General features: G+C 75.3%; 7 protein-coding genes. All 7 read left to right on the top strand.

What is annotated here, in order from left to right:
• Positions 1–681: collagen-like protein (locus FN821_RS14255; RefSeq protein WP_185956576.1), on the top strand; the 681-nt coding region annotated here is incomplete at its 5' end.
• Positions 678–2,480, top strand: a complete 1,803-nt coding sequence (locus FN821_RS08085) for a hypothetical protein (RefSeq protein ID WP_131171659.1) — start codon at positions 678–680, stop codon at positions 2,478–2,480. The genes FN821_RS14255 and FN821_RS08085, both read left to right, overlap by 4 nt.
• Positions 2,481–2,491: 11 nt before the next feature.
• Positions 2,492–4,522 (top strand): hypothetical protein, encoded by a 2,031-nt coding sequence (locus tag FN821_RS08080; protein ID WP_131171658.1) that lies wholly within the window; start codon positions 2,492–2,494, stop codon positions 4,520–4,522.
• On the top strand, positions 4,519–4,722 hold the full coding sequence (locus FN821_RS08075; protein ID WP_131171657.1) for a hypothetical protein: 204 nt from the start codon (positions 4,519–4,521) through the stop codon (positions 4,720–4,722). Before FN821_RS08080 ends, FN821_RS08075 begins: the two co-directional genes overlap by 4 nt.
• Positions 4,723–4,732: 10 nt before the next feature.
• Positions 4,733–6,202 (top strand): hypothetical protein, encoded by a 1,470-nt coding sequence (locus tag FN821_RS08070; protein ID WP_131171656.1) that lies wholly within the window; start codon positions 4,733–4,735, stop codon positions 6,200–6,202.
• A complete protein-coding gene (locus FN821_RS08065; RefSeq protein ID WP_131171655.1) occupies positions 6,199–8,130 on the top strand; it encodes an AAA family ATPase in 1,932 nt (643 codons plus the stop codon). Before FN821_RS08070 ends, FN821_RS08065 begins: the two co-directional genes overlap by 4 nt.
• Positions 8,127–14,936 (top strand): hypothetical protein, encoded by a 6,810-nt coding sequence (locus tag FN821_RS08060; protein ID WP_131171654.1) that lies wholly within the window; start codon positions 8,127–8,129, stop codon positions 14,934–14,936. Before FN821_RS08065 ends, FN821_RS08060 begins: the two co-directional genes overlap by 4 nt.
• Positions 14,937–14,963 lie beyond the last annotated feature (27 nt).

Raw genomic sequence — 14,963 nt, 5'->3', positions numbered from 1 at the left:
GGCGACCCCGGACCCAAGGGCGACCCCGGACCCAAGGGCGACCCCGGACCCCAAGGCGACCCCGGACCCAAGGGCGACCCCGGACCCCAAGGCGACCCCGGACCCAAGGGCGACCCGGGCGACCCCGGCACCGACCTGACCAAGATCGTCCTGCCCAAGATCGTGGGGCTGTCGTGGCCCCACCGTGGACGGGTCGCGACCGCGGCGGCGATCCGGCGGCAGAAGGCGCTCGGGGTGGTCGTCGGCTTCAGCGAGCCGATGGACCAGAGCACCCTGGACGCCATCTCCTGCGCGGTCTACCTGCGCCAGCCCGACCAGGTGCCGGGCTTCACCGGCTACCGCTGGGTCGGGCTGCGGGTGCCGGTGACGCCGGTGACCGTGGACGCCAAGTGCGGCGTCCCGATCAAAGAGGTCCTGGACGCCAAACCACCCGCCGACAAGGCCAACGGCGTCCTGCTGCCACTCGGCCCGGACGCCCCGAACGGGGTCTACCTGGTGGTCCTCGAGGGCGACCTGATCGCCTCGGTCCGCCAGGACCTGCGGCTGGACGGCAGCAAGGGCCCACTGGCCCTGGACGGCAACCACCTGGCCCCCGGCCTGACCGACCGCTGCCCCACCGGCGACCTCATCGAGGGCGGCCGGTTCGTGAGTTGGTTCATCCTCGGAGAGGAGCAGCTGTGACCATCTACAGCCACCGGGCGACCCGCCCGGCCACCGCCGCCCAGGGGGCGACCGCACACGCGGCGTCCTGCACCTGCCCGGTGTGCGCGGGGCTGCACACGTTCGTCCGGCCGAGGTTCTTCGCGGGGCAGTTGCTCACCGACACCGAGCTGACCGGCCTGACCACCTACATGCTCGACAAGCAGCGCCTGCACAACCGCTACCTGCACGGCTACGGCGTCGTCTGCGGGCTCCAGGTCGAGTGCGACGGATGCGGTCCGGGCGTGATCGTGCGACCCGGCTACGCCCTCGACCAGTGCGGCAACGACCTCGTGCTGCCCGACTCGATCACCGTGCCGGTCGACAAGCTGATCGCCGCCTGCACCGCGACCGGGAAGGTCGCCGACTGCGATCCGCCGAGGTACCCCACGGCGTCCGGCTGCGACGACGGTGAGCAGACCTGGTGCCTGTGGGTGCGCTACCGCGAGCAGCAGGCGCGTCCGGTGACGCCGCTGGGCGGCGGGCCGGCGCCGACCTCGTCGTGCGGCTGCGGCTGCGGCGGGACGACGTCCACCCCGTCGACTGGCGGCTGTGGCTGTGGAGGCACCAAGGCCGCGCCCACGGCGTCCGGCTGCGGCTGCGGCGGCACCGGGCGCACGTCCCGGGCCACCACGTGCGGGTGCACGAACGCCCCGGCGCAGGCGCCGAGACCGGCGGGCTGCGAGCCGTCCCGGACGTATGAGTACGTCGAGTTCGGGGTGTCCCCGCGCGACGCCGCGTGCGACGACTGGGGCACGGCGCTGGCCGGCACCTTCCCGGCGCGGGTCGTCGAGTGCATCACCCGGCTGCAACCGCTGCTGACCAAGGGGATGAGCAAGAACCTGCAGGGCAGCGCGCTGTCGATGGTCACCGGCGGCACCAAGGGGCTGTCGACGGGGGCAGCCCGCGACGCCCTGTGCCAGCTGTACGCCAACGTGGTCGACCTGTACCGAAACGACCCGATGCGCACCCAGTGCGTCCTGCCCGAGGAGCTGCAACAGATCGACTGCGCGCCGCAGCGTCCCAACGAGACGGACGCCGAGTTCGGCAACCGGCTGGTCCTCGGCCTGCAGCAGTTGGTGTTGCTGGTGGTGCTCTACCTGCGCGACTGCGTCTGCTACGCGGCCCTCCCGCCGTGCCCCGGCCCGGCCTGCGACGACCGAATCGTCCTGGCCTGCCTGACGGTGAAGAAGGGCGTGGTCACCAAGATCTGCAACCATGCCTGCCGCAAGTACGCGGGCTCGTTCGTCAACCGCGAGTACTGGCTGCCGATCGGCCCCGTGCTCAGCCTGTTGGCCGCCAAGCTGTGCTGCTTCCCCCTGAGCCTGCCGAAGGTGGGCAGGGAGGTCGCCGACCCCGCCTACGTGCACGGGAAGGTGGCGCGGCCGCTCAGCGTGCGTCGCTACGACAACCTGCTGGGCGCCCTGCGTGCCGACGACTTCGCCCTGGCGGGCCTGTGGAAGAAGCGGGCGTCCCAGGCGATGGGCAAGCTGCGGGTCGCCAACGTCTTGTCGTCGGTCGAGCGGTCGCTGGAGAACGCGCGCGGGTCGGTGCGGCTGGCGTCCTACCTGCATTCGGATGCCGCCGAGGCATCGGCGGTGCTGGCCAAGAAGGGCGTCAAGGTACAGATCGTCGAGGTCTCGGACGCCAGCGAGGGGCTCGCGTTCGACGCGATCCCGCGGGCGGCCGAGGGCGGCCAGGCCACCCTGTACGTGCAGGGCGGCCGGGTGGTCGGCGTCCGTGGGTCCGAGGGCGTCGACCTGACCGGGGGGTCGAAGTGACCGTCACAGGGGTGGGCCGCCCCGAGGTCGCCCGGCCCACGTACGCCGAGGGCCAGTTCCTCTCGGCGGCCGACTTCGTCGCCGAGCAGGAGTACCACCGGCGCGCCCTGGAGCGGCACGAGACCGGCCAACACACGTGGGGAGTGGTGGTCGGCTTCGACCTGGTCGAGGTGCCCGAACCCGCGGACGCCGGCCTGGTCGACGTCTTCTTGACCCCCGGGCTGGCCGTCGACGGCTACGGGCGCCAGCTGGTCTCATTCTCGCGGGTCCAGGTCGACCCCGCGCTGTTCGCGGCCTTCACGGACGCCAGCGCGCGCAGCGTCTGGCTGCAGTACGCCGAGACGGACGCCGCCCCGACCCCCGACGGCTACGCCGACTGCTCGGCCGCCACCCCGACCCGAGTGGTCGAGACCTTCCGGCTCGTCATCGACCCGGTCGACCCCACCACCGACGTGGTGGTGGACGGCGTCGTCGCGCTGCCGCCGCCGGCGTCCGGGGCCTCCATCCCCGTCGACACGTCGGTGCCTTATCAGGAACCTCCGGTGGAGCCGCCCCTGGCGCGCTGGCTGATCCCGATCGGCTGGCTGTTCTGGGACGGCGGCGTCCGGCGATTCCGGCCGGCGGGGGCCTACCTCACGCGTGACCGGCGCTTCGTGGGCGCGTTGGCGTCCGAGGTGCTCGCCCCCGGCGGGACGCTGCGGGTCGCCCCGCGCACGGCCTTCGCCGACCCGGACGCCGCCGACTTCGCGACCGTCGAGGGACGCCTGCGCGCCAAGGGGCGCGTCAACGCCGAGCGCGAACTGTGGATGGAGGGCACCAAGATCCGGTTCACCAAGACCGGCGGCGCCGAGCCTCCCGGAAAGCAGCTGACGCTGGGCCGGGACGCCGGCGTGGGTGCCGGCAAGGACCGCCTGCGGCTCACCCTCGGCGATGCCCCCAGCCCCGACGTGAGCCTGTCGATCGGCACCACTGCGGACGCCGCCGCGGCCGACCCGGTCGTCGAGGTGCGTGCCGACGGACGCGTCCGGGTGCCGCTCGGCCCGCTCGACCTCGGGACCGTCCACCGCCAGGAGGTGCAGTTCGCGGACGGCGCCTACGGGCTCGGCACCCAAGACGGCGTCCTGTACCAGCGCAGCCCCGCCAAGTTCGCCTGGTACACCGGTGGCGTCCACAGTGACACCGCCCTCGACCCAGGCACCGGCACGAGCGGGCCCGGCGTCCGGCGTCTCGTCTTGGACGCCGAGGGCGCGCTCGACTTCGGCGCCGTCACCCACCAGATGTTGAAACTGTGGAGCGCCACGGGCACCACGGTGTACGGCGTCGGCGTCCAGCCCTGGACGCTCTACTTCCGCACCGACGCCGACTTCTGCTGGTTCCGCGACGGCACCCACGCCGACGTCCGGAGCAGCGCCGGCGCCGGCGGCACCCTGGCCATGAAGCTGGGCGAGGACTCGACCCTGGAGGTGTTCGGCGCCGAACGGGTCTCGGGCGACGTCACCGTCGGAGCCGGCGGCAACGCCAAGGTGCTCACCCGGCACGTCAACGGCAAGTCGGGCTTCAACGACTCCGCCGACCACCTGTACCTGAACTGGGCGACCGGCCTCGACGTCTACGTCGGCGGCGGCGGGCTGGCGTCCGACCTCGACGTGAGCGGCGGCGTCCGGGTGCACGGGCCCGGGCAGTCGGCCGTGCAGTCAGTGATCAAGGTGGTGACGCGCGACCTCGTCGTCCAGAACGCGTTCAACGGCTTCGAGGGGCTGCCGGCCAACTGGTCGACCAGCTGGGCCGGCGAACTCGACGAGGTCTACAGCGTCTACTGCGTGCTGACGGGGTTCGGCCTCATCAGCTCGGAGATCTTCCAGGCCTCCCCCAGCCGCTCGGCGTCCGCGGACGCGATCCCGCAGTGGGTCTGGGCCAAGGTCGACGGCCACAGCAGCACCGGAGCCTGGGGACGCGCGTTCTGCTCGGAGTCGCGTCCCGACTGGGAGGACAACAACGGCACCGCGTTCACCGTCGTCGCCATCGGAAGGAAGCTCACATGACCGAACTCGTCGAAGCCCGCCTCGCCGAGGTGCGCGCCCAGCTGGCCGAGGGCGAGCGGGCCCTGGCCGACCTGGACGCCCAGCGCGAGCAGCTGGTTGCCAACCTGCTGCGGCTCTCCGGCGCGGCCCAGGTGCTGTCGGAGGTGCTGTCGTCCGCCCAGGCGGGCGCAACCCCGCTACGCGGGGCCCCGGCCGCGTAGGACGGCCTCGATGCCGGACGCCGTGATCGACTCCCTGCGCGTGCGTGGCCGCTGCCCGCACGGGCTGGGGGACGCTGCGGCGCACCGGCTGCGGCGCGCCCTCGATGCGGCCCCGGCGGCGCTGTCCGACGCCTTCGCCGAGTTGGCCGAGGTCGACCCCGGCGCCTACTGGGTGCTGCGTGAGGTGCGGACCCGGGTCAGCGTCCCCGCCGGCGAGCCGGACGCCGGACGCCAGGCCCGTCGCGTCGCCGAGGGGCTGGCGGAGTCCGTCGAGGCCATCGTCCGGCGGGGGCCGGGGGCGGACGCCGTCCGGTTCGCGGGGCGTCCGGACTACGTGGCCGCGTACGTGCGGGCCCGGCTGTCGGGCACCGAGCCGGGCTGGGTCTTCGCCCGGCTGGCGACCTTCGCCGCCCTGAGCGTCGGCGACGCCCTGATCGCCGCCGCGCGCGCCCTGGAGGTCACCGTGGTGGACGCCGTCGTCGCCCTCAGCGCGCCCGGTGGCGGCTGGGATCGGCTCGTCGGCGTCCTGGACGCCGCCCAGGCCGAGTGGCTGGCGTCCGCCCTGGCCAGCGCACTGGCCGACACCAGCCCCACCCGACGGGCGCTGGCGCGCGCGGCCCGGGCGCGCGCCGAGCGGCTGGCCGCGACGGGCCGACCACCGGTGGGCGCCAGCGGCGGCGGGGCGTTCGCCCTGCTGCTGATCGCGGAGTTGGCGGCGTCCGGACCGGTCGACGCCGGGGACCTGGCCGCCGTCCTGGCGGTGTCCCGGACGCCGGACCGGCCGGTCGCCGCGTCCCTGGGTCCAGGCTTGGAGCCGGACGCTGGTCCCGAGGTGCCGGGAGCGGAGGTCGCCGACGAGGCCGACGCCCCCGAGGCCGCGGGTCGCCCGGTGGCGGGTCCCCGGTCGTTCGTGTCTGCCGGCTGCGTCGCGTTCGTCCTGCTGCCGGACCTGGACGAACTGCTGTCGCGCGCCCCCGAGCTCGCCGCCCCCGGACCCGCGCCCGCCGCGGTCCGGGCGCGGATCCTGGCCGGGATGTTCGCGGGGGCCGTGGACGCGGACGACCCGGCCGTGGCGCTGGCGTCCGGCCTGGTCCGCGAGCCGGACCCGGCCGCCGTCGCCGCGCTGCTCGCCGTTCCGGCGTCCGCGCTGGCCGACGCGCTGGCGTCCGAGCCGCTCTCGTTCGTGCACCCGACGGACGCCGGACGCTTCGGCGGCGACCCCGCGGGCCGGCTCTCGGCCGCCCTGTTCCGGCGCTTCGCCGGCCACCTGGCCGGGTTCGGCCTGGCCAGCGCAGCCCACCTGATCCCCCGCGTGCTGCCCCCCGGCGGCCGGGTCACGGCCTTCGACGACGTCCTCGACGTGGCGTTGCCGCCCGTGCCGCTCGGGGTCCTGCTGGCGCTGGCCGGGCTGGACGGGTTCGTCTGCCGGCCGCCGTGGCTGGACGTCCGGGTGCTGGTCAGCCACGAGGCGATCCGATGAACCCCCTCGTGGCGTGGGTGGCCGAACTGCTGCTCGCGAGCTGGCGCCGCCAGGAGCGCGAGGGGCGCTATCGCGGGGCCGACGACTTCCGCGCCCTGCACATCGACCCCGCCGACGCCCTGGCCAGCTGGCGTGCCGCCACCGCCCCGGGTGCCCCCTGGCCGGACGGGCTGGCGTCCGGCTTCGACGCGGCCGTGCGGTTCCCGGACGCCCTCGGCCTGGACGCCGGCGAGACCCTCGTCGCGGCGCTCGCCGTCGCCGTCGAGGTGGAGCCGCGGCTTCGTCCTCTGGTGGCCGCGCTCACCGACGACCCCGGGGCCCGGCAGCCGACGGTCGGGCTGGCGGCCGAGCTGGCCGACGCGCTCGACCTTCCGCCCGCGGCGGTTCGCGCCGCCGTCGCGCCGGGCGGACGCCTCGCACTGTTCGGCCTGGTCGCGACGCTCGCCGTCCCCGGACGCCCCTCGCCCGCCGACGCGTGGGTGGTGGCGTCCGGCTGGCTCACCGACGCCGTCGAGGGCGAGGAGTCCGAGGCCAACGGCCTGGCCTGGGTGACGGCCGAGGCCGCGGACGGCGTCCGGACGACCGTCGTCTCCGGGGCCGACCACCTGCGCCACGCCGAGTCCGTGGCGGCGCCGTCGGGGCGCGCCGCCCTGTGGACGAACCCTCGCGGTGAGACCCTCCCCGCCGCGGCCCGGGCGGCCCTCCTCGCGGACGCCGTCCTGGTGGCCGCCCTCGACGACGTCCCCCCGCCCGAGCTGGTGGCCGCCCTGTCCGCCGTCGCCGAGGCCGGCGTCCGGGTCGCGGTGAGCCTGGCACCGGGGGTGTCGTGGGTGGCGCCGGCGTCCTGGCGGGTGCTCACGGTGTCCCCGGCGCCGGCCGCCTCCCGGGCCCGCCGGTGGGCGGATGCGCTGGCCCGGCGCGGCGCGGTGGCGCACGCCGAGGACCTCGCCGCCCTGGCGTCCGAGTACCCGCTCGGGCTGGACGCGATCGAGGAGGCCGCCGAGCGCGCGGTCGCGGGCTGGCCGGCGGACGACCCGCAGGTCCCGACGCTGGGCGACCTGCGGCTCGCCGCCCGCCGCACCGCGTGGCGCGACCTGTCGAGCTGCGCCCGGCCCGGGCCGACCGGCAGCGGCTGGGACGACCTGGTCGTGACCGACGCCATCGGTGGCCAGCTGCGCGACGTGGCCGCGGCGATCGGCCAGCGTGGCCGGGTCCTCGACGACTGGGGCTTCGGCGGGCGTCCGGGATCGCGCGGCTACCACGTCCTGTTCGCCGGGCCGTCCGGCACCGGCAAGACCATGTCGGCCGGCGTGATCGCAGCGGCGACCGGCCTTGAGTTGTGGGTGGTCGACCTCGCCCGAGTCGTCGACAAATACCTCGGCGAGACCGAGAAGGCGATCGACAAGGTCCTGCGCGCGGCGGAGGCATCCGGGGCGATGCTGCTGTTCGACGAGGCCGACGCCCTCTTCGGACGCCGCGGCGAGGTCAAGGAGGCCAAGGACCGCTGGGCCAACGTCGAGGTGGCCTTCCTCCTCCAGCGCATCGAGGAGCACGATGGCGTCACCGTGCTGACGACCAACGTGTCCCACCACCTCGACGAGGCCTTCGCCCGCCGAATGAGCCAGCGGGTCGAGTTCACCGTGCCGGACGCCAGCCTGCGGCGCCGGCTGTGGACGGCGTCCCTGCCGGCGGACGCACCGCTCGACGCGCGGTCCGACCTCGAGACCGTCGCCGACCGGTTCGAGCTGGCCGGGGGCGCGATCCGGACGGCCGCCCTGAACGCCGCGTACGAGGCGGCCGCCGAGGGGACGCCGATCGGGCTTCGGCACCTCGTGCGGGCGTCGGTGCTGGAGCTGGCGAAGTCCGGACGCCCCCCGACCCGGGCCGACCTGGGCGACCTCGGCGTCCACCTGGGGGCCGGCCGATGAGCGTCATCGTGATGGAGCCCTTGGTCATCCGCGGACGCGCCCCCGGCCGGGCCGCCGCGCCCGAGGCCATCGAGATGGAGCCCCTGGTGATCCGGGGGCGTCCGCTCACCAATCGGGCGGCCGGCGCCCTGCGGGAGGCGTCCGCGGACGCCGGACGCGTCGCGTTCGGCGGCTTCGGCTACACCCGAACCGCCGAGGACGATGCCCAGGTCCGCGCCTACGCCCGGGCCGCGGCCCGGCGCGGGTCGGGCCCAGCGACGCCCGCGCCCCCGATGCCGGACGCCGGGCCCGCGGTCGACCGGGCCGCGTTCGGCAGGGCCGCCTACGAGCGGACGGCCGAGGACGACGCCCAGGCGGCGTCCTACGTGACGGCCGATGCCCGCCCGACCGCCGCCCCCGCGGGGCCGGAGGCGATCGGGTCACCGGACGCCGCCCCGGCCGTCGGCCTCCCGGCCGCTGACGCGGGCGGTGGTGGCGAGACCCCCGACGGGACGCCCGACGCCGTCTCGGTGGCCACCCCGGACGCCGGCGTCCGGGCGGGCGCGGCGCCGAACCTGGCCGGCATCGACACCCCGGGCGCTCTGGTCGCGGCGGCCCGGGCCACGGCCGACGGCCTGCCCCACCCCGACGTCCCGCGGGCCCCGCTGGACCGGGCCTTCGCCCCCCTGGTCACCGCGGCGGCGGCCCGGGCGCGGCGTCCGATCCCGCGCGGTGGCGGGGGCAGCTACCCACCGCCGCGCCCGGTGGAGCCGATCGAGATCGACCCGGTGCCCACCGCGACGGCCACGCTGTCGTCCGCCTTGAACGACCGGCTGCCGGAGCTGAACCTGCCGGCGATCCGGGCGATGCCGGACGGCACCGTCCCGACGCTGCCCGCGGTCCGCGGGGTCGACACCGCCAACGAACTCGCGGTCGAGGTGGACGTCGACTCCCCCGCCGCCGACGCGGCCGACGTCAACGCGGCCGAGGCGTCCCGCCGGACGCGGGCCACCGCCCCCGCCCCCGACCCGGCCGCCGCCGCCCCCGCGCCCGTCCCGGTGTCGCCACCGGTGCTCGTCGACTTCCGGCGTCCACCCCCGCCGCCGCTGCCCCAGGCGGAAGCCGCGCTCGAGAACGCCCAGATCACCCGCGTTCTGGCGCTGATCGCGCAGAACGTCGAGACCCGCACCCAGACCCTGGTCGACGACCTGCGCGACCGCGCGTTCCCGCCCCACAAACTCGCCAACTACTACCTCGACGTCACCGACCCGATGAAGGAGACCATCCGCACCGGGCTGACCGCCAAGCTGGCCGAGCTCCGCGAGGCGGCCGGCATCACGGTCGAGACCCTGGACGCCGCCGTCCGGGCCAGGCAGGCCGAAATCGACGAGCACCGCACGCACGTCGCCACGGCCGCCGAGCTCGAGGTCGACCGCACCGCCACCACCCTGACCCGCGAAGCCGAGCGCGAGAACGGCCGCGCCGAGGCCCAACGCCTGCGCGACCAGGCTCGCCAGGTGGCCCGCTACCGGCAGGCGCTGCACTCGCGCGATCCCACCCTCGTCGAGGAGCTGGTGACCGCCCGGCTCGGCTACATCGACGCGGACGTCGGACGCGGCGAGGTCGCCATCGACGCCGCCAAGGCCCGGCGGCTGGAGTTGCTCGGCCTCTACGACACCGCCTACCGGACGGCCTACCGCACCGCCGACGACGCTTTCCAGCACCCGGCCGGACGCGGCCCCCGCGCGCCCCCCAACGTCGGCGACCGCCTCTGGTACGACGTGGCCACCGACGAGTTGGCCACGGCGATGACACGGCTGAACACGCAGACCGAGAACGACGCGGCGACCCTGGCCAACAGCGTCCGCGACGCGGGACTGGCCGCCAAGGCCGCCGTGCGCACCTGGTCCGACACCAGGCTGCGCCGCACGCTCTCCGATGACGAGCGGGTGGCCCGGACGACGCGCGACATCGACGCGACCAACACCGCCGTCAACAACGCGCGCGCCCAGGCGACCCGGGACGCCACCCGGGCGCGGCTCGTGGGCGAGATCCGGTTCGCGGCGGCGACCGCGCTGCGCACGATGGACGACGCCGACTCGGTCTCGCGCGAGCACATGATCACGCTCAACGACGAGCAGTTGCGCGACGGCCGGGCCTTCCTGGCCACCGGCGACGCCGGCGACCCGATGAGCGCCGTGGCGAACAACCTCGTGCGCACGTACGCTCGCGAAAACCTGGCCGACAAGCCGGCCGAGATCCAAACGGCCGTCTACGCCAAGGTGGCGGCGACCACGGCCGAGGCTGGGGAGCAGGGCGACATCTACTTCCCCGGGGGCGGCGGCGAGCTGGAGAGCCGGGTGAACAAGCTCTGGGACGCCTTCGAGGTCTGGCACGGCACCGCCGAAGAGGACGCCATCACCCAGCTGCAAGGCCTCGACTCCCACGCGTCCGCGCTGCTCAACCGCGCCTACTACCTGATCAAGGGCGAGAGCCTGCAGTGGCGGATCGGCGACGAGATGTCCGGCTCCGAGTACGACCGGGCGATGGGACTGGCCCGCGGCGACCGCGAGGGCCGACAGATGTACGCGCGCGGCGAGATCGCCGAGTCCCACGGCTGGTTCTCCAACGACTCCAGCCGCGCCCTGGACGCCGTCCGCAACCTGCCCCCCGGCGACGCGGAGGCCGTCGTCAACGACACCGACACCGCGGCCCACCTGCGGGCCGTGCTCGACGGCAGCCGCTGGGTGGACGCCCGCGGCTCGGTCACCGACGACCGCGGCATGCGCGAGCTCGACATCCTCACACAGCTCAACCGGCCCACCGAGGCGACCGACCCGGCGGACGCCGCCCGTCGCCGCGACCTGCAGGCCCGCGCGGACGCCATCGAGTTCGACCGCGCGGTGCGCCGCGGCACCGGCAGCAGCGCGCCATCCACGGAGGCGGTCATGGACCGGATCCGGGCCTCGGTGACGGCGTCCGCGCCCGACACCTGGTCGGACGCCGAGATCGACAACGAGGTGCGTCGCCGGGTGCGCGCGATGGAGAACGCGTACGAGGCCGAGTTCGGGTCGGAACTGCCCTCGGGCGGCGTGAGCGCGCTGCGCACCGCCGTCGCGCGCTACTCCTACGGAACCTCCCTCGACATCCGGCAGGCGCTGCTGGACGTCGACCGCAGCCGCGAGCGGGCCGGCCGCCTGCAGCGGACCACGGAGGGCCTCTACACCTCCGACTCGGAGATGAACACCGAGCTGACCAGGACCTACGACCAGGCCCTCGCCGAGGTGCGGCGCAACCGGTCGCGCCGCGAGGCCGTGGAGGCCCGCGCCCGGGCGCTCATGGAGGCCGACGGCATCACCGCCGGCGGACGGACGCCCGCGGCGTCCGAGATCGCCGCCTACCGGCAAGAAGCCGAGGAGGAGGCCGCCCGTGCCCTGTCGGGCGAGTGGATGCGCGGCACCAGCGCCGCCTTCGCCGACCGCTACGGACGCCGCTGGGGCGGCGGCGACGACCCCCTGCGGGACATGATCACGTCCGAGACCCAGTTCGCCGGCGAGACGGAGGCCCTGGCCCGCTATGCAGGAGGCGGCGGGCTGACCGCCGCCCAGTCGGTGGAGATCGGGCAGGCCGGCTGGGGCATGGACCGGTCGATGGTGCTGGCGGGCATCGGCAACCGCACCACCCAGCAGCTGACCCGCATCAGCGCCGACTACGCCCGCAACACCGGCGGGCGCGACGTCGACGGCCGGGTCGTGGGCGGGCGCGACATGCTGGCCGACCTGCGGTCCGAGACCGGGTCGTGGACCGACGAGACCCCCTCCACCAGGCTGGAGCGCGACGCGTTCGACATCCGCGAGGCGATGCGCGGCGTCCCGACCACCCCCCAGCAGACCTACGACGCGGCGCAGCGCCGGTTCGCCTACGAGCGCGACGTCTACTTCGGCGGGTCATCCGGCCGCCCCGCCGGACTGGCGCCCCAATTCGCGGCCCTGCAACGCCAGATGGACCGAGCGGACGCCCGGATGCGCGGTCTCGAAGCCGCCACGGCGTCCGGGGACACGGCAGCCGCGCGGCGCCTGGAGGCGGGCCTGGACGCCGCCCGCGCCAGCGTGGCCGTCTCCGCGGACGCCTACCGGCACGCTGTCGACGAGCACGTCGAGGGGGTCGCCACCAAGGTCGCCATCGCCGTGGCGCTGGCCGTCGTGGTCATCGCCGCCGCCGTCACCACGGTCCTGACCGGTGGCCTGGCGGCGCCGGCCTGGGTGGCCGTCGCGACCGCGGTCGGGGCGTCCGTGGCGGCGACCGCGGCGTCCATGGCCGTGAAGCAGTCGATGCTGGGCTCGGCCTACGGGCAGAACGCCTTCCGCACCGACCTGGTGATCGGCGTCGTGGACGCCATCGTCTCGGCCCTCACCGCCGGGCTCGGCGACAAGCTGCTGCGGCTGCGTTCCCTCGGCCAGCTGGCCGGCGCCCGGACGGCCGCCGCCCGGACGCTGGCCATGCGGGCCATCGCGGCCGAGCGGGCCACCCGACCCGTGCTGGCCCGGATGGCCGCCTTCGGCGCCGAACAGATCGCCCAGTCGGTGCCGACCGCGCTGGCCGGGGCGGCGCTCAACCGTGACACCTGGCGCGGCGACCCGCTGCGTAACGTCGCCGCCGCGGGCGGCATGGCCGCGATCACCGGCATCGGCATGGGCACCGTCATGCACCACGCGATGCCGCACGTCACGGGCGCCCTGGGCAGCGTCATCGAGACCGGCCGGATGCTGGTCGGCGGCTCCGGAGCCCACATCAGCGCCGACTCGGTGACGCTGGCGTCCTCGCGGCGGGCGGCGGCGTCCGGGGACGTCGAGGGGGCGGCCAACCGCGGCACCTGGGGCGAACGGATGGCCGCGCGGCGCGAGTACCTGCGCGCCAACCCGGGCGCGACCGACGCCGACTTCGACGTCGCGCTGATGATGGGCGGGATCGACACCCGGGCCCGGGCGGAGTCGGTGGCCGCCACGCTGCCCGAGCTGCGCGGCCAGCTGGTGGCGGGGCTCTCCGGCGCGGACGCCGAACTGGCGGCGCACGCCCGGATCGAGGTGCTCAGCGACGCCGAGTTCTTCGCCCGGACCGGCTCGGAGTCCAACGGCTACGCGGCCACGCTCAACGTCAACGGGGAGCCCGTCGTCGTGGTGCGCGAGGGGGCGCCGCCGACCCGACTGGCCGAGGAGGGCCGCCACGTCGCGCAGTTCTTCGACCCGGCCAACACGTCCCGGCTGGCGCTGATCGAGGAGGGCCGGCTGGCCGACTACGCCGCCCTGTCGGTGCCCGAGCGGATCGCCGCCTGGAACGCCAAGATCGACCTCGAACTCGACGTCCAACGCCGGGCGATCCCCGAACTGCGGGCCCGGCTGAACGACCCGAACCTGTCCGTCGAGCGCGCCAACGACCTCGGCCGCATGCTGACCGAGGCGGAGACGGCGCTCGAGGTGCTGTCCGGACGCCGCGCCCACCTCGCCGGCCTGGACGCCGCGACCGTCGCCCGGATGGCGTCCGGCGAGCTGCCCGAGCCGCGCTGGCTGGCCGACGAGCCGCGGCTGTTCGCCAAGGCGCCCGGCCCGCCGCCCCCGCCGCCGGCCGCGGTCCCCGAGACGTGGACCGAGGGCGGCCGCACGTTCATCGCCGAGCCGCACTTCATGGACGGCTCGCGCAAGTCGCGCTGGGTCGGGGTCTACGAGGGCGGCGAGCTGGTCGAGGTCGTCCTGCAGCGCCGCGACGGGGCGACCTGGCGCCTGTCCGGACGCGTCGGCCGCGATCGGGGCGGCGTGGCCGAGTTCGCGGCCCGGATGGAGCACGCGTTGGCCGCCACCGCCGACGAATCGGCGACCGTGCAGGTGCGCCAACTGGGCGGCCAGACGGGCACCGGGGCGGGGCTCGACGATCTGTGGTTCCGCTTCGAGACCCGCGCCAACGGGACGATCGACTGCCGCACCCAGGTGTACGAGGCCAAGAACTACGACGGCCAGGTGTCGAGCTTCACCGCGGTCGACGACAACTACCGCACCAACATGGGCCGGGCCCGGAGCCGGCTGGAGGCCCACCTGAAGAACTGCACCTGGGACGAGGTCGGCATGACCCGTCCCCAGGTCGAGGCGGCGATCCGGTCGATCGACGCCGGCCAGGTCGACGTCATCATCCAGACGACGGCGTCCACCACGGTGAACCCCGACCACATGACCGACCTGCAGCGCCGGCTGCGGCGCCGCACCGGACCGGGTGGCGGCAGCGGCGTCCGGGTGACGCACGACCCGACACCCATCGGCGAAGGGGCGATGATGGACGCCGAGGAGCTCTGGCTGCGCACCGAGCGGTTCCGGCGGATGGGCTACCAGGCCCCCGACAACGTCTTGTTCAAGGACCTGTCGAACACCCCGCGCGGCCAGACGCCCGAGTCGGTCGACCTCGCCGAGGCCGTGGTGGCGGCGCGCTCGCAGCCCGGCTCCCCGATCGTCGGGACGCCGAGGTGGGCGCCCGGGCGCACCCACTTGGTCGACAAGGCCGGGCCGTTCCTGGCGGTCCGGGTGGAGCGGCCGACGGGCACCGGCGCCTTCGACGCGACCGCCCGGGCCCGCGCGCTGCTCGCCGCCGCCGAGGCCGGGGTGACCCCGAAGGGCGGCAGCTCGGTGGCGCCGGTGCGCGTGGTCGTGGCCTGGGATCCCGAACTCACGACGTCCCAGGCCAGGGAGGTGCGGCGGGCCCTGGCGAGCATCGCCGCCGCCGAAGGCCGGACGGCCGCGGCGTCCAAGATCATCTGGCCAGCCGTCGCGGGCACGACGCCGTGACAAGGCCAACTGCTTTCTCATGTCGGG

Source organism: Propioniciclava tarda, from assembly GCF_900182665.1.
Lineage (GTDB): Bacteria > Actinomycetota > Actinomycetes > Propionibacteriales > Propionibacteriaceae > Propioniciclava > Propioniciclava tarda.
The sequence above is the reverse complement of the archived record's forward strand: the minus strand, read 5'-3'. Positions and strand labels throughout refer to the sequence as shown.

Excerpts from the sequence above, each read along its gene's own strand:
- FN821_RS08065 (WP_131171655.1), top strand. The coding sequence starts at position 6,199 with ATGAACCCCCTCGTGGCGTGGGTGGCCGAACTGCTGCTCGCGAGCTGG.
- FN821_RS08060 (WP_131171654.1), top strand. The coding sequence starts at position 8,127 with ATGAGCGTCATCGTGATGGAGCCCTTGGTCATCCGCGGACGCGCCCCC.
- FN821_RS08075 (WP_131171657.1), top strand. The coding sequence starts at position 4,519 with ATGACCGAACTCGTCGAAGCCCGCCTCGCCGAGGTGCGCGCCCAGCTG.
- FN821_RS08070 (WP_131171656.1), top strand. The coding sequence starts at position 4,733 with ATGCCGGACGCCGTGATCGACTCCCTGCGCGTGCGTGGCCGCTGCCCG.